Source organism: Aquabacterium sp., from assembly GCF_049274795.1.
Classification (GTDB): domain Bacteria; phylum Pseudomonadota; class Gammaproteobacteria; order Burkholderiales; family Burkholderiaceae_C; genus Aquabacterium.
This window is the reverse complement of sequence record NZ_JBASTH010000124.1, coordinates 1-20,802: the sequence shown is the minus strand read 5'-3', so window position 1 is coordinate 20,802 and position 20,802 is coordinate 1. Positions and strand designations below refer to the sequence as shown.

At 65.8% G+C, this 20,802-nt stretch carries 15 protein-coding genes; 5 read left to right on the top strand and 10 right to left on the bottom strand.

Annotation, left to right across the window (positions count from 1 at the left end; all coding sequences use genetic code 11):
• Nucleotides 1-61 precede the first annotated feature (61 nt).
• From WAQ08_RS21585 to queF, 9 genes are all read right to left on the bottom strand, one after another.
• Nucleotides 62-811: a C40 family peptidase gene (locus WAQ08_RS21585; RefSeq protein WP_422194657.1), complete on the bottom strand. Its 750-nt coding sequence runs from the start codon at nt 809-811 to the stop codon at nt 62-64.
• A 96-nt stretch (nt 812-907) separates the two neighbouring features.
• On the bottom strand, nt 908-2,908 hold the full coding sequence (locus WAQ08_RS21580; protein ID WP_422194655.1) for an ABC-F family ATP-binding cassette domain-containing protein: 2,001 nt from the start codon (nt 2,906-2,908) through the stop codon (nt 908-910).
• 12 nt (nt 2,909-2,920) lie between these two features.
• Nucleotides 2,921-3,799: a 50S ribosomal protein L3 N(5)-glutamine methyltransferase gene (prmB, locus tag WAQ08_RS21575; RefSeq protein ID WP_422194673.1), complete on the bottom strand. Its 879-nt coding sequence runs from the start codon at nt 3,797-3,799 to the stop codon at nt 2,921-2,923.
• Nucleotides 3,800-3,813: 14 nt separating this feature from the next.
• The gene (gene dapE / locus WAQ08_RS21570) at nt 3,814-4,968 is read right to left on the bottom strand and encodes a succinyl-diaminopimelate desuccinylase (RefSeq protein ID WP_422194653.1); all 1,155 of its coding nucleotides are present in this window, start codon (nt 4,966-4,968) and stop codon (nt 3,814-3,816) included.
• A gap of 57 nt (nt 4,969-5,025) precedes the next feature.
• Nucleotides 5,026-6,204, bottom strand: a complete 1,179-nt coding sequence (locus tag WAQ08_RS21565) for a PilT/PilU family type 4a pilus ATPase (RefSeq protein ID WP_422194651.1) — start codon at nt 6,202-6,204, stop codon at nt 5,026-5,028.
• 62 nt (nt 6,205-6,266) lie between these two features.
• Nucleotides 6,267-7,094, bottom strand: a complete 828-nt coding sequence (gene dapD / locus WAQ08_RS21560) for a 2,3,4,5-tetrahydropyridine-2,6-dicarboxylate N-succinyltransferase (protein WP_422194648.1) — start codon at nt 7,092-7,094, stop codon at nt 6,267-6,269.
• 42 nt (nt 7,095-7,136) lie between these two features.
• On the bottom strand, nt 7,137-8,384 hold the full coding sequence (dapC, locus tag WAQ08_RS21555) for a succinyldiaminopimelate transaminase (protein ID WP_422194646.1): 1,248 nt from the start codon (nt 8,382-8,384) through the stop codon (nt 7,137-7,139).
• Between the two features lie 106 nt (nt 8,385-8,490).
• Nucleotides 8,491-9,156 carry a M949_RS01915 family surface polysaccharide biosynthesis protein gene (locus WAQ08_RS21550; RefSeq protein ID WP_422194644.1) on the bottom strand — a complete coding sequence of 222 codons (666 nt, stop codon included), beginning with the start codon at nt 9,154-9,156 and terminating at the stop codon, nt 8,491-8,493.
• A gap of 231 nt (nt 9,157-9,387) precedes the next feature.
• The gene (gene queF, locus WAQ08_RS21545; RefSeq protein ID WP_422194641.1) at nt 9,388-9,936 is read right to left on the bottom strand and encodes a preQ(1) synthase; all 549 of its coding nucleotides are present in this window, start codon (nt 9,934-9,936) and stop codon (nt 9,388-9,390) included.
• A gap of 156 nt (nt 9,937-10,092) precedes the next feature.
• On the opposite strand from queF, the gene smc reads away from it, so the two are divergent.
• From smc to WAQ08_RS21520, 5 genes are all read left to right on the top strand, one after another.
• Nucleotides 10,093-13,608 carry a chromosome segregation protein SMC gene (smc, locus tag WAQ08_RS21540; protein ID WP_422194639.1) on the top strand — a complete coding sequence of 1,172 codons (3,516 nt, stop codon included), beginning with the start codon at nt 10,093-10,095 and terminating at the stop codon, nt 13,606-13,608.
• 58 nt (nt 13,609-13,666) lie between these two features.
• Nucleotides 13,667-14,719, top strand: a complete 1,053-nt coding sequence (locus WAQ08_RS21535; RefSeq protein ID WP_422194637.1) for a cell division protein FtsZ — start codon at nt 13,667-13,669, stop codon at nt 14,717-14,719.
• Nucleotides 14,720-14,796: 77 nt separating this feature from the next.
• On the top strand, nt 14,797-16,908 hold the full coding sequence (gene ligA, locus WAQ08_RS21530; protein WP_422194635.1) for an NAD-dependent DNA ligase LigA: 2,112 nt from the start codon (nt 14,797-14,799) through the stop codon (nt 16,906-16,908).
• 15 nt (nt 16,909-16,923) lie between these two features.
• Nucleotides 16,924-17,460, top strand: coding sequence for a peptide deformylase (gene def / locus WAQ08_RS21525; protein ID WP_422194633.1), 537 nt, complete (start codon nt 16,924-16,926; stop codon nt 17,458-17,460).
• A gap of 309 nt (nt 17,461-17,769) precedes the next feature.
• Nucleotides 17,770-20,376: a diguanylate cyclase gene (locus WAQ08_RS21520; protein WP_422194631.1), complete on the top strand. Its 2,607-nt coding sequence runs from the start codon at nt 17,770-17,772 to the stop codon at nt 20,374-20,376.
• Between the two features lie 2 nt (nt 20,377-20,378).
• On the opposite strand, the gene WAQ08_RS21515 is transcribed toward WAQ08_RS21520, so the two are convergent.
• A complete protein-coding gene (locus tag WAQ08_RS21515) occupies nt 20,379-20,699 on the bottom strand; it encodes a GGDEF domain-containing protein (protein ID WP_422194630.1) in 321 nt (106 codons plus the stop codon).
• Nucleotides 20,700-20,802: the final 103 nt, after the last annotated feature.

Sequence of the window (20,802 nt, the reverse complement as noted above, 5' to 3'; positions counted from 1 at the left end):
CAGGCCCGATGGCCTTGGCGAGCGCAAGCCCGAGCGTGTCGTGAAGAGTTGGCTGGCCGCGTCAGGGCGCAGCGTCAGCGCGATTGCCGGAGTTGCTGCGTTGCAGCAAGGCATTGGTGGTGACGGGCGCGGCGGTCAGCGTGGGAGCGCGGCGGGCGCCGTCGAAACGCTGCTGCCAGTAGGCCACGCGCATGTCTTCGATGCGCACGGCGCCACCCGCACGGGGCGAATGGATGAACTTGTTGTCGCCGATGTAGATGCCGACGTGCGAGAAGGTGTGGCGCAGGGTGTTGAAGAACACCAGGTCGCCGGGCTTGAGTTCGGCCTGCTTGATCGGTTCCATGCCGGGCATGGCGGCCTGCTCGGCGGCACGGCGCGGCAGGACCATGCCGATGCTGCGTTCGAACACATGGCGGGTGAAGCCGCTGCAATCGAAGCCTTCGCTCTTGGAGTCACCGCCACGGCGGTAGGGCACGCCCAGGAAGTCCATGGCCGAGATGACCAAGTCAGAGGCAAGATCGGTGGCCTTGTCGCGCACCTGCTGGGCCAGTTCGCTGACGGGGCGGGTGTTGAGCAGGCCCTTGTCGGCCAGGAAGCGGGAGACGGGGTCGGAGGCGTCTGCAGACGTTGCCGCGGCCTGGGCTTCCGGTGCGCTGGCACCATTGGCAGCAGGCAAGGCCTGGGCACTGGCGTCGCGAGCGCCCGTCACCAGGCCGGTGACGGCCAGCAGGGATGCCAACGAGAAAGAAACAGCCTGGGCCGCGAGCGAATGCTGCGCGCGACGTGCTGTCCACCAGAACATGAAACGCATGGGGCGCAAGAGTAGGGGAGTTCCTACAGGGCGTCAACCCATAAAACTGGCCGAAATCAAAGGGTTAACACGGTTTTGTGAGGTTCCGGTGATCCATCACCCTTGTTGCAACAGTTGCAGAGATTCGCTTAAGTTCAGCCATTTGGCTTCCAACTCGTCGATTTCGTCGCCCAACTCCTTGAGTTTGCGGCCCAGATCGACGCGCTCGGTGGCGCCGAGGGCCGGATCGGCCAAAGCCTCGCCAATCCGGTCTCTTTCTTCGCTGGCGGCGGCCAGACGCTGCTCCACCTTGGCCAGTGCCTGCTTGATCGGCTTGGTCTGCGCGGCCAGCTTCTGGTTGGCGTCGGCTTGGGCCTTGCGTTCTTCCTTGCGGTTGCCAGATGACGCAGCCGGCGAAGGCGCTAGGGCTGCCACGGGTGCCGCAACGGGCGCAGGGGCCGGTGCTGCTGCAGCCTGCTTGGCGGCGGCCTTCATTTCAGCCGCCTGCAGGCGGGACTGCTCCAGCAGCCACTTCTGGTAGTCGTCCAGATCACCGTCGAACTCGCTCACGCCACCCTTGGTGACCAGCCAGAACTCGTCGCAGACCTCGCGCAGCAGGGCGCGGTCATGGCTGACCAGCATCACGGTGCCTTCGAAGCCGTTGAGCGCCATGCTCAGGGCCTCGCGGGTGGTCAGGTCCAGGTGGTTGGTGGGTTCGTCGAGCAGCAGCAGATTGGGGCGCTGCCACACGATCAGGGCCAGCACCAGTCGGGCCTTCTCGCCGCCGCTCATCTGGCCGACGGGCTGGTTGACCATGTCGCCGACGAAGCGGAAGCGGCCGAGGAAGTCGCGCAGTTCCTGCTCGCGCGCCTGCGGGTTGACCTGCTTGGCCAGGCGGATCATGTGCAGCAGCGGGCCGCTGTCGAGCTGCAGCACGTCCAGCTCCTGCTGGGCGAAGTAGCCGATGCTCAGGCCCTTGCCTTCGGTGATGTCGCCGGCGATGGCGGGCTGCATGTGCGCCAGCGTCTTGACCAGCGTGGACTTGCCCTGGCCGTTGGCGCCCAGGATGCCGATGCGCTGGCCGGGCATCACCGAGCGGTTGATGCTGTGCACGATGGTGACGTCGCCGTCGTCGTTGCGGTAGCCGCAGTCCAGGTCGCGCAGGGCGAGCATGGGGTTGGGCAGGCTCTCGGGCTCGCGGAACTCGAACTCAAAATCAGCCGCCGTGAGCACGGGGCCCAGCTTTTCCATGCGTTCCAGCGCCTTGACGCGGCTCTGCGCCTGCTTGGCCTTGGAGGCCTTGGCCTTGAAGCGCGCGATGAACTTGTTGAGGTGGGCGATGCGGTCCTGCTGTTTGGCGAAAGCGGCTGCCGCCTGGCTCATGCGCTCGGCACGCATGAACTCGAAGGCGGTGTAGCCGCCGGTGTAGCGCGTGAGTTTGGCCTCGTCCAGGTGCAGGGTGACCTTGGTGATGGCATCCAGGAACTCGCGGTCATGGCTGATGACGATCATCGTGCCTTCGTAGCGCTGCAGCCAGGCTTCAAGCCAGACCAGGGCGTCCAGGTCCAAGTGGTTGGTGGGCTCGTCGAGCAGCAGCAGTTGCGAGGGGCACATCAGCGCGCGCGCCAACTGCAGGCGCATGCGCCAGCCGCCGGAGAAGCTGTTGACGGGCGCTTCGAGTTGCGCGCCCTTGAAGCCCAGGCCCATCAGCAGGGCCTGCGCGCGGGCGGGGGCGTCGAAATCGCCGGCATCGGCCAGAGCGGTGTAGGCCTCGGCCATGGCGTTGCCGTCGTCACCAGCTTCGGCTTCTGCCACGGCCTGACGGGCCATCATCAGGCGGGTGTCGCCTTGCAGCACGAAGTCGGTGGCGGAGTCGTCCGTCTCGGGCATGTTCTGCGCGACCTCGGCCATGCCCCCGGGGGCCAGCCAGCTCGGCGGGATCTCGATGTCGCCGCCATCGAGTTGCAGGCGGCCGGTCAGCAGTGAGAACAGCGAGGATTTGCCGGCGCCGTTGCGGCCGATCAGGCCGACCTTCTCGCCGCCATGCAGTGTGGCACTGGCGCCTTGCAGCACGACCTTGGTGCCGCGGCGCAGCGTGATGTTCTTCAGGGTGATCATGGGAAAGGGAGGTCAGACGTCCAGGGCGTCGCGGGTGATCAGCAGCAGCTGGTCGGCGCCCGAGGTGGTGTCGAGCCACACCACCGGCAGGTCGGGGAAAGCTTGTTCGAAGTGCTCGCGTTCGTTGCCGATCTCCAGGATCAGCACACCCTCATCGCTGAGGTATTGCGTGGGAGCGGCCTTGAGCGCGGTGATGAGGGCGCGGCAGAAGTCCATGCCGTCTTCGCCCGAGCCGAGCGCCATGGCGGGCTCGGCCTGGTACTCGGCCGGCAGCGCGGCCATCGAGCGCGCGTTGACGTAGGGCGGGTTGCACAGGATCAGGTCGTAGGGGCCTTGGGCGGGTTGCAGGCCATCGCCTTCGATCAAGGTGATGCGGCTGGCCAGATCATGCTTGTCGACGTTGATACGGGCCACGGCCAGGGCATCGGGACTGAGGTCGATGGCATCGACCACCACCTCGGGGAAGGCCAGGGCAGCCAGCACGGCCAGGCTGCCGTTGCCGGTGCACAGGTCCAGCACGCGGTGGGTGCGGTCGCTGAGCCAGTCGTCGATGCTGCCATCGGCCAGCACCTCGGCGATGAAGGAGCGGGGCACGATGGCGCGCTCGTCCACGTAGAAGGGCACGCCCTGCAGCCAGGCTTCCTGCGTGAGGTAAGCGGCGGGCTGCCGGGTGGTGATGCGCTGTTCGATCAGTGCTTGCGTCTTATGCGTGGCCTCGTCTGTGACGGGCTGGTTGGCTGCGCCATCCAGATCGTCCAGCGGCAGACCGAGCGACCACAGCACCAGCCAGGCGGCCTCATCAAAGGCGGTGGCCGTGCCATGCCCGAAAGCAACACCCGCCTCGGTGAGGCGGGCGGCGCTGGAGTCGATCAGTTGGAGAACTGTGATCACGGTGGTCGGGGTGCTCACGTTAGCAGTCTTTCGAGGGTGCGCAGGTAGATGTTCTTGAGCGGCTCGATGGCGTCCACAGCCACGTGCTCGTCGATCTTGTGGATGGTGGCGTTGACGGGGCCAAACTCGACCACCTGCGGGCAGATCTGGGCGATGAAGCGGCCATCCGACGTGCCGCCCGTGGTGGACAGCTCGGTCGTGAGGCCGGTGGTCTGCTGGATGGCGCCGGACAATGCTTCGATCAGGCTGCCGGGGCGCGTGAGGAAGGGGCGGCCGCCCAGCACCCAGTCGATCGTGTACTCTAGGCCGTGGCGGTCGAGCAACTCGTGCACGCGGGCCTTCAGGCCATCGGGCGTCGATTCGGTTGAGAAGCGGAAGTTGAAGTCGATGACGACCTCGCCCGGGATCACGTTGTTCGCGCCCGTGCCGGCATGGATGTTGGACATCTGCCAGCTGGTGGGCGGGAAGTGATCGTTGCCTTTGTCCCACTCGATGGTGACCAGTTCGGCCAGCGCGGGCGCCGCCTGGTGGATCGGGTTGCGGGCCAGGTGCGGGTAGGCGATGTGGCCCTGCACGCCCTTGATGCGCAGCTTGCCCGAGAGCGAGCCTCGGCGGCCGTTCTTGATCATGTCGCCCAGCGACTTGACCGAGGTGGGCTCGCCGACGATGCAGCAGTCGATGCGTTCACCTTGCTGCTGCAGCCATTCGCAGACCTTGACGGTGCCATCGACCGAGGGGCCTTCTTCATCGCTCGTGATCAGGAAGGCGACGCTGCCGGCGTGTTGCGGATGGGCAGCCACGAAGGCTTCGCTGGCCACGACCATGGCGGCCAGGGAGGTCTTCATGTCGGCGGCGCCGCGGCCGTAGAGCATGCCGCCGCGGTGCGTGGGCACGAAGGGCGGACTGCTCCATTGGTCCAGCGGGCCGGTGGGCACGACATCGGTGTGGCCGGCGAAGACCAGCGTCGGGCTGCCGGTGGCGTGGCCATGGCCGCGCTTGATCGCCCACAGGTTGGTGACGGGTGCATCAGCCGGACCGTAGGTGAGCGTGGTGCACTCGAAGCCGACGGCGCTGAGGCGCTCGGTCATCAGGGCCTGGCAGCCGCCGTCATGAGGGGTGACGGAATCCCGGGCGATCAGCGCCTCGACGAGGCGCAATGTGTCGGACATGGCAGAAATACGTGAGGGCGGCGCCGTGGTGCGATCACGCACTGGCCCATGGGGGCGTCAGAACAGACCGCCGCTGGCACGTCGCTCTTCGTGCACGTCCAGCGTGATCTCGGTGAAGGAGGGGCCGTCGTCGACCTCCTCCTGCTTGGGCGTCAGCTTCGACTGGTTGCCCATGTCGTTCTGCAGGCGCCACATCAGGTTGGTGGGCGAATCGGAGTAGGTCATGCCCTCGTCGCGCGTGACCAGGCCTTCGTTGATCAGGCGTGCGATGTCCTGCTCGAAGGTCTGTGAGCCCGGCGCCATGGACTTTTCCATGGCCTCCTTGATGCCCGTGAAGTCGCTGCGCTCGATCATCTCGCTGATGTGCTGGGTGTTGAGCAGCACTTCCACGGCCGGCACGCGGCCACCGGAGGTGTTGCGCAGCAGGCGCTGCGAGACGATGGACTTGAGGCCCGAGGCCAGGTCGCTCAGCAGGGCCGGGCGCGATTCGGGCGTGTAGAAGGACAGGATCCGGCCCAGCGCGTGGTAGCTGTTGTTGGCGTGCAGTGTGGACAGCACCAGGTGGCCCGACAGCGCGTACGAGATCGCGGCCGTCATGGTCTCGCGGTCACGGATTTCGCCGATCAGGATGCAATCCGGGGCCTGGCGCAGCGCGTTGCGCAGGCCGACCTGCAGCGATTGCGTGTCGCGCCCGATCTCGCGCTGGTTGACGATGGATTTCTTGTTCGAGAACAAAAATTCCATCGGATCCTCGATGGTGAGGATGTGGCCCGTCATGCGCTGGTTGCGGTGCTCCAGCATGGCGGCCAGCGTGGTGCTCTTACCCGTGCCGGTGGCGCCGGCCAGGATGATCAGGCCGCGCTTTTCGAGCACCAGTTGCGACAGCACCTCGGGTACGTTGAGCGTGTCCAGCGGTGGGATGTCAGAAGGGATGTAGCGGAACACCGCCGCTACCGAGCCGCGCTGCTTGAATGCGCTCAGGCGGAAGATGGCCACGCCGCGCAAGGTCAGGCCGACGTTGAGCTCGCCGGTCTCGTCCAGCTCTTCCATCTGGGCCGGGCTGAGCATCTCCGACAGCAACTGGCGCGGCTGCGAAGGCGTCAGGATCTGGTCCGTCAACTGCAGGATCTGGCCGTGGATCTTGATGAGGATGGGCGTGTTGGCCGACAGGAAGACGTCGGAGGCCTTCTTCTCGGCCATGATGCGCAGCACGCGTTCCAGGTTCCCATCGCTCATCAAGTGCTCCCTTCAGCTTGAGGTCTTGCCGTGTAATCCGGACGATCCTACCCGGGCGAAGATCAGGCGCCGCGCAGCAGGTCGTTGATGCTCGTCTTGGAGCGCGTCTGGGCGTCCACGCGCTTGACGATCACGGCACAGTACAGCGAATACTTGCCATCGGCACTGGGCAGATTCCCGCTCACCACCACCGAACCGGCCGGGATGCGGCCATAAGTCACTTCGCCGGTGGCGCGGTCGTAGATCTTGGTGCTCTGGCCGATGTACACGCCCATGGAGATCACCGAGTTCTCTTCGACGATCACGCCTTCGACGATCTCGGAGCGAGCGCCGATGAAGCAGTTGTCTTCGATGATGGTGGGGTTGGCCTGCAGAGGCTCGAGCACGCCACCGATGCCGACGCCGCCCGACAGGTGAACGTTCTTGCCGATCTGAGCGCAGGAGCCGACCGTGGCCCAGGTATCGACCATGGTGCCTTCATCGACGTAGGCGCCGATGTTCACGTAGGACGGCATCAGGATCACGTTCTTGGCTTGGAAGCTGCCCTTGCGCGCCACGGCGGGAGGCACCACGCGCACGCCGGTGGCGCGGATCTCGGCTTCGGTCATCGTGCCGTACTTGGTGGGCACTTTGTCGAAGAAGCCCAGCTCGCCGGAGCGGATCTCGACGTTGTCGTTCAGGCGGAAGCTCAGCAGCACGGCTTTCTTGATCCACTGGTGGGTGACCCACTGGCCGTCGATCTTCTCGGCCACGCGCAGCTTGCCGGTGTCCAGATCGCTCAGGATGCAGTTGACGGCGTTGCGGATGTCGGTGGGCGCGCTGGTGGCGGACAGCGAAGCGCGCTGTTCCCAGGCGTTGTCGATGATGCTTTGGGCGTTGGCTTGGGTCATGTTCTTGTCGTCCTCAGTAGGATCGGGTCAGGATGGGTGAAATCAGGCGGCGGCCTGGATGAAGCTGCGGATGCGCTGGGCGGCCTCGACGCATTCGTCGACACCGGCCACCAGGGCCATGCGCACGCGGCCGCTGCCCGGGTTGACGCCCTGGGCTTCGCGCGCCAGGTAGCTGCCGGGCAGAACAGCGACATTGTATTGAGCCAGCAGTTCGCGGGTGAACCATTCGTCCAGGCTCAGGCCCGCTGCGGCGGCTTGGGGGGCGAACCGTTCAGGCACGGCGGCCCACAGGTAGAAGCCGGCATCGGGCAGGGCCACGTCCATCACGTCGGCCAGCACGGGCGTGACGCGCTCGAACTTCTCTCGGTACAGGGCGCGGTTTTCCACCACGTGGGCCTCGTCGTTCCAGGCGGCCACGCTGGCGCGCTGGATGGCCGGGCCCATGGCGCTGCCGTGGTAAGTACGGTAGAGCAGGAAGGCCTTGATCAGCGCCGCATCACCTGCCACGAAGCCGGAGCGCATGCCCGGCACGTTGGAGCGCTTGGACAGGCTGGTCAGCATGATCAGGTTGCGGAAGTCGCTGCGGCCCAGTTGAGCGGCGGCCTGCAGGCCACCCAGCGGCGCGGCATCGGCGCCTTCGCGGAAGTAGATTTCCGAATAGCACTCGTCCGAGGCGATCACGAAGCCGTGGCGGTCGCTCAGTTCGAACAGCTTGCGCCATTCGTCCAGCGGCATGACCGCGCCGGTCGGGTTACCCGGCGAGCAGACGAACAGCAGCTGCGTGGTCGCCCAGGTCGATTCAGGGATGGCGCCCCAGTCGGCCGCGAAATTGCGGGCCGGGTCGGAGTTGGCGTAGACCACCCGGGCTCCGGACAGCAGGGCCGCGCCTTCGTAGATTTGATAGAACGGATTCGGGCTGACGACGGTGGGGCCGCCAGCTTCGCGGTGCATTGTCGGGTCGATCACGACCTGCGCCAGGGCGAACAAAGCCTCGCGCGATCCGTTGACGGGCAGGATCTGCGTGGCCGCGTCCAGGCTCAGGCCGTAGCGGCGCTGTACCCAGGCTGCGCAGGCCTCACGCAGGGCGGGCTCGCCGGCGGTGGCCGGGTAGCTGGCCAGGCCGTCGAGCGAATCGGTCAAGGCCTGCTTGATGAAATCGGGCGTGGGGTGCTTGGGCTCGCCGATGCCCAGACTGATGGGGCTCAGGGCCGGGTTGCCCTGGACACCCTTGGTGAGGCCGCGCAGGCGCTCGAAGGGGTAGGGCTGGAGAGAAGACAGCAGCGGATTCATGGGCAGGATTATCCCCGCCCCGAGGCTCATGAGGAAACGCAGGGCCGCCCCAAGTTTCCTCACCCCCTCGGGGGGCGGGCTGGGCGTAGCCCAGCCCTGGGGGTTCTCATCGCAGCGCGGCCTGTATCACGGGGGCGCCACCCGGGCCGATGGGGGCACGGGGCAGGGCCACCTGGTCCCACAAGGTGAGCGCGTAGGTCTGCACGGACAGCGGCAGAGTCTGGAAGCTCGGATCCAATGTGCGCGAGGCGAAATCATCTGGCCCCTGGGCCACGGCCCCGCGGATGGCGTACTTGCGGTCCTTGTAGAAGACCAGCAGCTTGCCCTCGCTGCCGGCCCCGGCACGGCCGGGCAGGGCGTAGGCGATGAAGGCTTCGGCCAGGCCATCGCCGTCGATGTCCTTGACCACGAAGCGGTCGGCGCGTGACGCGGCTGCCGGCACGGCGCGTGCGCTGTCGTCGGCTGGGAGGAAATCCCGTGCCTGCCAGCGTCGCTGTGCTGTCTGGCCTGTGCCCAGCGTGAACTTGTAGAAGGACAGTACCTGAGGCTGGGGCTTGCCGCGTACGGGCTCGGGTTGCGCCCGGCTTTCGATGAACAGGTGCTCGCCTTCGGCATCCTTGCAGGCGATGGCTTGGACGGCTTGGCCTTCCAGCGGCAGCTTGGCGGGCAAGGCGGTCAACGCGCGCGGCTGGCAGCCTTGCGCCAGCACGACAGGGCAAGCCAGCGTGGTCAGCAGCAGGGCGGTCAGCAGACGAGCGGTCGATCGGGTCATGCGCGCAAAGTGAAGGCGGCAACAAGCGCCAACAAGGCGCTGAGGGCTCGCGCGCTATTGTGTGTCCTTTTTCTGCATGTGTAACTGAACGTGAATCATCCGCGCGTCACCATGCCCTGCATTTCGGGGAGAGGATTTCCCCTTGTGTTTAATCAAGGTCGTTTGGGCGCCCTCCAACCAAAAAGCCACCCGAAGGTGGCCTTGCGTCAGATCAAGCGTCGGACGGCTCGCTCAGCCCAGCAGCCCGGTGTCCTGCGAATGCTCGGGCAGATCGACCTTGGGCGCGGGCTTCCAGCCCTTCTTGCGGTGCTCGGCCACCACGTTGGTGTAGATGCCGCCACGCACGTACCACTTGGCCGTGATCCTCAGGAAGCGCGGATTGATGGCCTTGACCATGTCCGTGAGGATGTCGTTGGTCACCTTCTCGTGGAAGGCGCCCTCGTTGCGGTAGCTCCACATGTACATCTTCAGGCTCTTGAGCTCGATGCATTGCTTGTCGGCGATGCAGTCGATCGTGAAGTGCGCGAAGTCTGGCTGGCCGGTCAGCGGGCAGAAGCAGGTGAACTCGGGGATCTGGAACTGGATGACGAAGTCGCGTTCCGGAGCCGGGTTGGGGAACACGTCCAGGTGCTTGGACGGCACCGAGGGCGGATTGGCTGGCTTGGCGCGGGTGCCGACATCGATGGCGGCCTTGCCCGCCTTGCGGGCAGGCGCCGAGGGCTTGGCGGCGGTGTTCTTCTGGGTGCTGGCGGTGGTGCCGGCAGGGGCTTTCTTGGCCATGGGATCGACTTGCGTTTGACAGAGGGAAGGGCAGGGAGATGCCCGAAGGCGCGATGCTATCATCCCTGCACCCACCCGCCAGGCTTTCATGCGGGTTTTTTCAATTAAATCAACGACTTAAGTTGGCCTTTCCGGCCCCAGTCCATTCTTGACCGCATGCGCCTGAACTCGATCAAGCTGTCTGGCTTCAAATCGTTTGCCGAGCCCACGCATTTCCAGCTGCCCGGGCAGCTCGTGGGGGTGGTGGGGCCCAATGGCTGCGGCAAGTCCAACATCATGGACGCGGTGCGCTGGGTGCTGGGCGAATCGAAGGCGTCCGAGCTGCGTGGCGAATCCATGCAGGACGTGATCTTCAACGGTTCGGGCAACCGCAAGCCGGCCAGCCGTTCCAGCGTGGAACTCGTCTTCAGCAATGAGGATGCGCGCGCCGGTGGTCAGTGGAACCAGTTCGCCGAGATCGCCGTCAAGCGCGTGCTGACGCGTGACGGCACCTCCAGCTACTTCATCAACAACCAGCCGGTGCGCCGCCGCGATGTGCAGGACGTGTTCCTGGGCACGGGCCTGGGGCCGCGCGCCTACGCCATCATCGGCCAGGGCACGATCAGCCGGATCATCGAATCCAAGCCGGAAGAGCTGCGCCTGTTCCTGGAAGAAGCCGCGGGCGTCTCCAAGTACAAGGAGCGCCGCCGCGAAACCGAGAACCGCCTGAAGGACACGCGCGAGAACCTGACCCGCGTCGATGACATCCTGCGCGAGCTGAACAACAACCTCGAGAAGCTGGAGCGCCAGGCCGAGGTGGCCACCCAGTACCGGGGCCTGCAAGAGCAGGGCACGCTCAAGCTGCATCAGCTGTGGTTCCTGAAGCACCGCGATGCGTCCACCGAAGAGACCCGCGTCAAGCAGGCCTTCCTGGAGGCAACCAACGCGCTCGAATCTCGCATGGCCGAGTTGCGCCAGGTGGAGGCTGAGCTGGAGCATGTGCGCCAGGCCCACTACACGTCCAGCGACGAGCTGCATGCCGCGCAAGGTGCATTGGCCGAAGCCAGCCTGGAGGTGAGCCGCCTGGAAGAGCGCATCCGCTACGTGGTCGAAGGCCGCCAGCGGGTGGAGCAACGCCTGGCCGAACTGAAAGGCCAGAACGACCAGTGGGCCGAGCGTCGCGAATCTGCCGAGCACGAGCTCAAAGAGCTGGCCGAGAAGATGGCGGCGGCCGAAGAGCAGGCTGAGATCCTGGCCGCGCAGGCTGAAGAACTGGCCGGCCATGTGCCAGCTTTGGAAGACACCGTTCGCGCAGCCACCCAGCGCGCCAACGAACAGCGTGGCGTGGCCGGGCAGGTGCAGCAGCAGATCCAGCTGCTGGCCGCCGAATCACGCAACATCGACGAGCAATCGCGCCAGTTCAACCTGCGCCGCGAGCGCCTGGCGCTGGAAAAGCAGGGCCTGGCCACGCCGGACGAGGCCCGTCTGGCCGACCTGAAGCAACAGCTCGCCACCGGCCAGGAAGAACAGGCCATCTTCGAGGCGCAACTGGGCGAACTGACCGAATCGGTGCCCACCCTGGACGATGCCCGCAAGGCCCGCCAGCAGGAATCTAACGACCAGGCTGCCCGCCAATCCGAACTGGCTGCCCGCCTGGAGGCCCTGCGTGCCTTACAGGAGAAGGTGCAGACCGAAGGCAAGCTCAAGCCCTGGCTGGCCAAGCACGGCCTGGAGGGCCTGCAAGGCCTGTGGAGCCGCGTGCACATCGAGACCGGCTGGGAAAATGCGCTCGAATCAGCCTTGCGCGAGCGTCTGGCCGCGCTGGAAGTCGGCCGCGTCGACACCGTGCGCGCCTTCGAGAACGACGCACCGCCCGCCAAGCTGGCTTTCTACAGCCTGCCCCAGGGCGCCATCCAGAACACGCACCAGACACTGCCGCGCCTGTCGGAGTTGCTGCGCCTGAACGACGCCGGTCTCAAGGCCCTGATGAACGACTGGCTGGAAGGCGTCTACACGGCCGCCAGCCTGGACGAGGCCATGGCCAGCCGCGGCAAGCTCACGCATGGCGAGGTCATCATGACCCGCGCCGGCCACACCGTGAGCCAGTTTGCCGTGAGCTTCTACGCGCCCGATTCCGAGCAGGCCGGCATGCTGGCCCGCGCGCAGGAGATCGAGAACCTGGAAAAGCAGGTGCGTGCCCAGGCCCTGATGGCCGAGGACGCCCGCGCCGCCCTGATCCGCGCCGAGGCCGCCTACACCGACGCCTCGCAGCGGCTGGCCGTGCTGCGCCGCGACGCCAGCGACTCGCAGCAACGCACGCACCAGTTGCAGGTCGAAGTGCTGCGCCTGAGCCAGCAGGCCGAGCAGGCCAACACCCGCCGCGATCAGATCGCCGGCGAGTTGGCCGAGGTCGATGCGCAACTGGACGAGCTGCAAGAGCGCCGCGCCACCGGCGAAGCCCGCTTCGAAGAACTCGACCTGAGCCTGGCCGACGCCCAGGAGAAGCATGCCCAGCTCGAAGAAGGCGTGATCGAGGCCGAGCGCAAGCTGACCCAATCGCGCGAGCAATCCCGCACGCTGGAGCGCCAGGCGCAAGAAGCGCAGTTCAGCGCCCGCTCGCTGGCCGCCCGCCGTGGCGAGTTGCAGCGCGGCATCGAAACCGCCCAGCAGCAGATCCAGACCAACGAGGCCTCGGCCGTGCAGTTGCACGAAGAGCACGCCCGCCTGAGCGACGCCACCGCGCAGACCGGCCTGGACGACGCCCTGGCTGTGCGCGTGCAGAAGGAGGGCCTGCTGGCCGAGACCCGCAACCGCTACGAAGACCTCTCCGCCCAATTGCGCCGTGCTGACGAGCAGCGCATGGCCTTCGAGCGCAGCCTGCAGCCCCTGCGTGACCAGATCACCAAGCTGCAGCTGGAAGAGCAGGCCGCCAGCCTGGGCGGGGCGCAGTTCATGGAGCAGCTCAAGGCCGCCGAGGTCGATCTGGAGGCCCTGGCCGCGCAGATCGAGCAGGACGGCGTCAAGCTCTATGGCCTGCAGACCGAGATCGACCGCATCCAGCGCGACATCAACGCCCTGGGCGCCGTGAACCTGGCCGCGCTCGATGAGCTGACCGCTGCACGCGAGCGCAAAAGCTTCCTCGATTCGCAGACCGCCGACCTGCTGGACGCCATCACCACGCTGGAAGACGCGATCCACAAGATCGACCTGGAAACGCGCGACCTGCTGATGGGCACCTTCAACACTGTCAACGAGCACTTCGGGCGCATGTTCCCTAGCCTGTTCGGCGGTGGCAGTGCCAAGCTGGTGATGACGGGCGACGAGATCCTGGATGCCGGCGTGCAGGTGATGGCCCATCCGCCGGGCAAGAAGAACAGCACCATCCACCTGCTCTCGGGCGGCGAGAAGGCGCTGACCGCCATCGCCCTGGTGTTCGCCATCTTCCAGCTCAACCCCGCACCGTTCTGCCTGCTGGACGAAGTGGACGCGCCGCTGGACGACGCCAACACCGAGCGCTATGCCCGCCTGGTCAAGGCCATGTCGGCCGGCACGCAGTTTCTCTTCATCTCGCACAACAAGATCGCGATGGAGATGGCCGAGCAGTTGGTGGGCGTGACCATGCAGGAGCAGGGCGTCTCGCGCATCGTGGCCGTGGACATGGAAGCGGCCATCGGCATGGCGCACGCGGCCTGAACCTTTCGCGGCGCGCCGGCACACAACGACAAGACACCAAGAAGTTCACCCGACAAACATGAGCAATTCACTCACCCTGGGACTGGCGCTGCTGGGCGGCCTCGTGCTGGCCGCCGTGGTCGCGCATGGCGCCTGGACGGCCCGCAAGAGCGCGGCCCGTGCGCCCCGCCGCGCGGAGCCCCATGATCCGCTGTCCACCCTGGCCGAACTGCCCGATGGCAGCGGCATCCCGGGGCCTGACAGCGAGCCTTTGTCTGCCTCGGTGTCTCAGCCTGCCCTGCGCAAGGGGCAGGTCCGGCTGGACGCCCTGATCGACGCCATTGCCGTGGTCAGCGTGGACACCCCGCTCACGGGTGATCAGGTGCTGGCCCACCTGCCGTCCACCCGTCGCGCTGGCAGCAAGTCCTTCATGATCGAGGGCCTGCGTGTCGATTGCGGCGAGTGGGAGGCCCCGCAGAGCGGCGTGACCTACAGCGAGTTGCAGGCCGGCGTGCTGCTGGCCAACCGCCTGGGTGGCCTCAACGAGATTGAATATTCCGAGTTCGTGCAGAAGGTGCAGGCCTTCGCTGATTCGCTGGGTGCTTCCGTCGAGTTCCCGGACATGCTGGACATCGTGGCCCGCGCCAAGGAACTGGACACCTTCGCCAGCGAGCACGACGCCCAGTTGGCCATGCGCCTGCACGCGCGCGGCAGCGCCTGGTCCGTGGGCTACCTGCAGCAGCAGGCCACGCGCCATGGCTTCGTGCCTGGCTCCCTGCCTGGCCGCCTGGTGATGCCGGCCCAGGAAGAGGGCGCTCCGCCCGTGCTGACGCTCCACTTCGATGCCCAGGCTGCCTTTGCCGACGACACTGATCAGGCCAGCCTGCGCGAGCTGCAACTGGCTTTCGACGTGCCGCAGACCGCGCCTGAGCTGGAACCCTTCAAGAGCTGGTGCGCTGCTGGCGAAGCCCTCTCGCTGGCCTTGGATGCCGTGATGGCGGATGATCAGGGCAGGGCGTTCTCGCCCGCTGCGTTCGCCGCCATCGAAGGTGAACTGCAGCGCCTGTACGAGGCCCTGGCCCAGCGGGATCTGGCGGCTGGTTCGACCGCGGCCCGTCGCCTGTTCAGCTGATTGATTTTTCCTGTTCCTGCCCGTTTCCTCACCGGGTGGCGCTCGTCGCCTCTCGGTCCTTCCTCGCGACCGCGCGCATGCAAGATTCCCTGTTCGGCGCTGACGCGCCTTCCATCGACGAGGCCACGCCCGCCCAGCAGGTCGCCCAGCTGCGCGAGGTGCTGCACCACCACGCGCACCAGTACTACGTGCTGGACGCGCCCCAGATCCCGGATGCGGAGTACGACCGCTTGTTCAAGGCGCTGCAGGCCCTGGAAGAAGCTCACCCGGATCTGCGCACGCCCGATTCACCCACCCAGCGCGTGCTGGGCCAGGTGCTGGAGGGCTTTACGCCCGTGCGCCACGCCGTGCCCATGCTGTCCATCCGCACGGAGACGGACACCGAGGCCTCGGGCGCCCGCAACTTCGACGCGCGGGTACGCCGCGAACTGGCCCTGACCGAGGCCGATGCGCCCATCGAGTACGCGGCCGAACTGAAGTTCGACGGCCTGGCCATCAACCTGCGTTACGTGAACAGCACCCTGGTACAGGCCGCTACGCGCGGTGATGGCGAACTGGGTGAAGACGTCACCCAGAACATCCGCAACATCCGCCAGATCCCGTTGCGACTGAAGGGTGTGAGCGCGCCGGTGCTGGAGGTGCGCGGCGAGGTCTACATGCGCCGTGATGACTTCGAAAAGCTGAACGAGCATCAGCGCGAGCAGGGCGACAAGACCTTCGTGAACCCGCGCAACGCCGCGGCCGGTGCCGTGCGCCAGCTGGACCCCAGCATCTCCGCCAAGCGTCCCTTGAGCTTCTTTGCCTATGGCCTGGGCGATGTCCAGGGCTGGGACGTGCCGCCCACGCACAGCGGCCTGCTCGATGCGCTGCAATCCTTCGGCCTGCCCGTGTCCGACCGGCGCACCGTGGCCCAGGGGGCAGACGGCCTGATCGCCTACCACCAGGCCATCGGCAGCGAGCGTGACCAGTTGCCCTTCGACATCGATGGTGTGGTCTACAAGGTCAACCAGCGTGAACTGCAGGCCCGGCTGGGCTTCGTCTCACGTGAGCCGCGCTGGGCCGTGGCCCACAAATACCCCGCCCAGGAGCAGGTGACGCTGATCGAGGGCATCGACATCCAGGTGGGCCGCACCGGCAAACTCACGCCCGTGGCGCGGCTCAAGCCCGTGTTCGTGGGCGGTGTCACCGTGACCAACGCCACCCTGCACAACCTGTTCGAGCTGCGCCGCAAGCATGTGCGCGTGGGTGATCAGGTCATCGTGCGCCGCGCGGGCGATGTGATCCCCGAGGTGGTCAGCATCATCGCGGCGGTGCGCCCGCAGTACGTACCCAACTTCCGCATGCCCACGCAATGCCCGGTGTGCGGCAGCGCTGTGGTGCGCGAACCCGGCGAGGTGAACCACCGTTGCTCGGGCGGGCTGTTCTGCGCAGCGCAGCGCAAGCAGGCCATCCTGCATTTTGCCCAGCGCCGTGCCCTGGACATCGAAGGCCTGGGCGAGAAGCTGGTCGACCAACTGGTCGAAGGCCACATCGTGCGCACCTTGCCGGATCTGTACAAGCTGGGCGTGGCCAAACTGGCGCAACTGGAGCGCATGGCCGACAAGAGCGCGCAGAACATCGTCGATGCGCTGGACAAGAGCAAGCAGACCACCTTGCCCCGCTTCCTGTTCGGCCTGGGTATCCGCCACGTGGGCGAGACCACCGCCAAGGACTTGGCCCGCCATTTCGGCCAACTGGGCCACAAGGACGACGACAAGAAGGCCGGCATCATGAACGCCAGCCTGGATCAGTTGCTGGCCGTCAACGATGTCGGGCCGATCGTGGCCCAGAGCATCCGCACCTTTTTTGACCAGGCCCACAACGCCGAGGTGGTGGAGCAGTTGCGCGCCGCGGGCATCACCTGGGCGGAGCAGGAGCCTTCCGCCGCAGCCGATGCTGCCGCCCTGCCGTTGTATGGCAAGACCTTCGTGCTGACCGGCACCTTGCCCACCCTGGGCCGGGAGGACGCCAAGGCCCTGATCGAGGCCGCTGGCGGCAAGGTGGCCGGATCCGTGTCCAAGAAAACCCACTATGTGGTGGCGGGGGCGGAAGCCGGCAGCAAGCTTGAAAAAGCGCAGAGCCTGGGTGTGCCCGTGCTGGATGAGGCGGGCTTGCAGGCCTTGCTGCGCGATGGTGACAGTCCCACATAAAAGGAGCCGCATCACATGGCCGTTCGAGAAATTCTCAAAATGGGTGATCCGCGGCTGCTGAAAATAGCACGACCGGTCGAACAATTTGGAACGCCCGAACTCGATGCTTTGATCACGGATCTGTTCGACACCATGGCTGCGGCGAATGGCGCAGGCCTGGCCGCGCCGCAGATCGGGGTCGATCTGTCCGTGGTCATATTTGGTTTCGATCGCAACGAACGTTATCCGGATGCACCGGCCGTGCCCCGCACCGTGCTGATCAATCCCACCATCACACCGTTGGCGGCGGACCAGGACGACGGCTGGGAGGGCTGCCTGTCTGTTCCCGGCCTGCGCGGTGTGGTCCCTCGCTATGCCCGCATTCGCTACACCGGCTTTGATCCCCAGGGGCAGCCCATTGACCGAGAGGCCGAGGGCTTTCACGCCCGGGTCGTGCAGCATGAGTGCGATCACCTGATCGGCACGCTCTACCCTATGCGGATCCGAGATTTCAGCCGTTTCGGCTTCACCTCGGTGCTGTTTCCCGGGCTGGATCCCGCGTCCGACGACTGACGGTTCCGTGATTGACATCACGGACATCTTTCAAATCGCGATAAAGGCCACGTTTGCCCCGCGATTATTTTTGAACCAACTCTTTTTGCGCCTCACAATGGCCTTGCTGGTATTTCCGTTTTCCATTTGATGGAGGAAACTGCCAGTAATGCCGCACAGGTCCTGGGCTTTTGAGGATGGCTGGGTGGCCCTCACTCAGAAAGCTTTTCCGGAGGCCATGTGAACGGAGAGTTTCAACCCGCGTTGGTTGTCCTGTCCTGGGCTGTGGGCGTATTGGCAGCGGCAGTTTTCCTGCACATCGCGCGTGCCATGCCCGATTTCTCGCCCGTGCAGCGGCGCCGCTGGCGGCTGGTCGGCGGGCTGGTCATGGGCATGGGCATCTGGGCCATGCATTTCATCGGCATGCTGGCCTTCAAACTGCCGATCGCCATCACTTACCACCTGGGCGTGACCGTTGCGTCCATCGTGCCGGCGGTGGTGGCCTCCTTCTTCGTGCTGTGGATGCTGGAGAAGCATCAGACGGGCGGCCCTCCGATGAAGGGTATGCGCCTGATCGTGGCGGGCGGCATCCAGGCGGGTGGTATCGGCGCCATGCATTTCGCCGGCATGGCGGCCATGCAGGTCCAGCCGGGCATCGATTACCACCTGGGCGCCCTGGTGCTGTCCCTGCTGTGCGCGTTCGCACTGTCCTATTCGGCACTGTGGGTGGCGACCCGTCCGGTTCGTACATCGACACAGTCCACGCTGGCCACCTTGTCATTGGGCTCGGCGATTGCCGGCATGCATTACGTGGCCATGGCGGCGGCGCACTTCGCCCCCAACACCATCTGCATCACGGGCGGGGCCATCATCGACACGCTGCTGCTGGCCCAGGCCGTGGCAGGCGGTACGCTGGTGCTGATCATGATGGCTTTCGTGGCCTTCATGTTCGAACACCGGCTGGCCCAGCAGAACCTGCTGCGCATTGGCGATCTGGAGCAGTCCAACCGTGAGTTGGAAGGGCGCGCCCGCAGCCTCGCCGATGAGATGGTGGCCGAGCAGCGCCGCGCCGAGGCCCGCCGTGATGCCATGATGGAGACGGCCGAGGTCAACTTCTTCGAGGTGGATGTCCGAGCCAACACCATCAGCTTCGTCGACAAGTTCCTCTACCTGGGGGGCGGCCGCCGCTTGCCGCTCACTTCACAGAGTTTTGACCGCGGCGCCTGGAAGAGGCACCTGCACCCGGCCGATGTCGACGATGCGCAGCGCGGCATGGACGACTACATCGCCGGCATGAGCAGCAGCTACGAGGCGCACTACCGCATCTCTGTCGGCCCTGATGAATGGCGCTGGGTGATGGCCCGTGCGCGCGTGGTGGAGTGGACCTCCAACCGCCGTGCCGTGCGCCTGTACGGCACCCTGATCGACGTGCACCAGAACAAGCTCAACCAGATCGCGCTGGACGAAGAGCGCCAGATGCTGACCACAGGCCCCGTGGTGATGGTGCGGGTGCGGTGGGTCAAGGGCAACTCGCGCTTTGTCTATGTATCGGCCAACGTGATCAAGCTGTGGGGTTACGACCCGGACACCTTGCTGAACCTGCAGACATCGTGGTCCATCGTGCACCCGGAAGACACCGAACGCATCCGGGCCGATTTCATGAAGACCATGGAAAGCCAGAGCGAGACCACGCTGGAGGTGGAAGTGCGCCTGCGCATGGCCGATGGCGCCTACCGCTGGTTCCGCTACAACTCCATGATCGACCGGCAGATCGGTGAGCGCAAAGGCTATTTCATCGATATCGACGCACGCAAACAGGCCGAGCTGGAAGCCGCCACGCAGCGCCAGCGCTTGCAGGAAACCGTGCTGCAGCTCGAAGCGGCACAAGGCGAAGGCGGTGTGCTGCAGGACACGGGCGACATGCTGCACGCAACGGAAGACCTGGCGGAGGCCTTCAACATCATCAAGCTCTCGGCATTGCGCCTGTTTCCGGGCTGGTCGGGGTGGATCGCGGCATCGCGCGACGGCGGCAATGAGCTGACCATCGGCGCCGAGTGGGGCACCATCAGCACCTCGCTTGAGAAGCAGTTCAACGGCCGAGATTGCTGGGGCATGCGGCGCGGCAAACCGCACGCGTTCTTCAACTACCACAGCAGTGTGTGCTGCCCGCACATGCAGACGATCCCCGTGCAGGAGTTGCGGCCCTATATCTGCGTGCCCATGGCTGCTCACGGCGAGGTGGTGGGCGCTTTGCATCTGTTCTGCGAAAGCTATGTGCCTACCGAGCAGCAGATGACCGACGTGCAATCGCGCGCCAGCCGTTTTGCCGAGACGCTTAAGCTGGCCCTGAGCAACCTCAAGCTGCGCACATCCCTGCAGGATCAGGCCATGAGCGATGGCCTGACGGGCCTTTACAACCGCCGCTACATGGACGAAGCCCTGGTGCACGAGCTTCAGCGTGCCCGCCGCGATCAACGGCCCGTGTCGCTGGCCATGATCGACGTGGACCACTTCAAGCGCTTCAACGACCAATATGGCCACGATGCGGGTGATGCGGTGCTGCGGGCGATCGGGGCGGTGCTGCAGGAGAACATCCGCGGCTATGACATTGCCTGCCGCTACGGCGGTGAGGAGTTGGCGCTCATCCTGCCCGGCTGTGACGTGACGGATGCCGAGGCACGGGTGCAGCAGGTGCGCTTCGCAGTCGAGAGCATGCACCTCAAGAACAGTGGACAGGATCTGCCCACCGTCACCATCTCGGTAGGCGTGGCCCATGCCATCGGTGGCAGCTCTGCCACGCTGATCCGGCGTGCGGACGAGGCCCTGTACGAAGCCAAGCGGCAGGGGCGCAATCGGGTAGTGGTGTCCCAGGCGAGTGGCTTGTCAGCCGTCAGCATGGAGGCCACAGCGACCGATCCGGATCGCTTGAGCAAATGAGATCAGGGCCCTCCGAGGGGGCTGGCGGGCATGGAAGGCACCGCAGTGGTTTCGGCCATGCCTTCCTCCACATTGGCGCGGTGTTCGATGCGGGTCACCACACGGTTGCGGCCGGTGCGCTTGGCGTGATAGAGGCGCTCATCGGCCTGCTTGAGCAGGGCTTCGGCATCGCCGCCCAGGGTGTCGGACACACCGATCGAGATGGTCACAGGGGGCAGGGGCATGCCGTTGAACATCAGGGTCATGGCCTCGACCTCGGCGCGGATGATCTCCAGCTTGAGTTGCGCATCGTCGATGCTGGGGTGATCTCGGTTCCGGTGCAAAAACTCCCGGCTTCGACCAAGTGTTAACCCTTGATTGAGGGCGTTCGGCGTGAACTGTCAATCCAGCCCATCTGATCCCCTATAGTTGGACCCCACCAATGGT

Excerpts from the sequence above, each read along its gene's own strand:
- WAQ08_RS21585 (WP_422194657.1), bottom strand. The coding sequence starts at position 811 with ATGCGTTTCATGTTCTGGTGGACAGCACGTCGCGCGCAGCATTCGCTC.
- WAQ08_RS21580 (WP_422194655.1), bottom strand. The coding sequence starts at position 2,908 with ATGATCACCCTGAAGAACATCACGCTGCGCCGCGGCACCAAGGTCGTG.
- dapE (WP_422194653.1), bottom strand. The coding sequence starts at position 4,968 with ATGTCCGACACATTGCGCCTCGTCGAGGCGCTGATCGCCCGGGATTCC.
- WAQ08_RS21565 (WP_422194651.1), bottom strand. The coding sequence starts at position 6,204 with ATGAGCGATGGGAACCTGGAACGCGTGCTGCGCATCATGGCCGAGAAG.
- dapD (WP_422194648.1), bottom strand. The coding sequence starts at position 7,094 with ATGACCCAAGCCAACGCCCAAAGCATCATCGACAACGCCTGGGAACAG.
- dapC (WP_422194646.1), bottom strand. The coding sequence starts at position 8,384 with ATGAATCCGCTGCTGTCTTCTCTCCAGCCCTACCCCTTCGAGCGCCTG.
- WAQ08_RS21550 (WP_422194644.1), bottom strand. The coding sequence starts at position 9,156 with ATGACCCGATCGACCGCTCGTCTGCTGACCGCCCTGCTGCTGACCACG.
- queF (WP_422194641.1), bottom strand. The coding sequence starts at position 9,936 with ATGGCCAAGAAAGCCCCTGCCGGCACCACCGCCAGCACCCAGAAGAAC.
- smc (WP_422194639.1), top strand. The coding sequence starts at position 10,093 with ATGCGCCTGAACTCGATCAAGCTGTCTGGCTTCAAATCGTTTGCCGAG.
- WAQ08_RS21535 (WP_422194637.1), top strand. The coding sequence starts at position 13,667 with ATGAGCAATTCACTCACCCTGGGACTGGCGCTGCTGGGCGGCCTCGTG.
- ligA (WP_422194635.1), top strand. The coding sequence starts at position 14,797 with ATGCAAGATTCCCTGTTCGGCGCTGACGCGCCTTCCATCGACGAGGCC.
- def (WP_422194633.1), top strand. The coding sequence starts at position 16,924 with ATGGCCGTTCGAGAAATTCTCAAAATGGGTGATCCGCGGCTGCTGAAA.
- WAQ08_RS21520 (WP_422194631.1), top strand. The coding sequence starts at position 17,770 with ATGCCCGATTTCTCGCCCGTGCAGCGGCGCCGCTGGCGGCTGGTCGGC.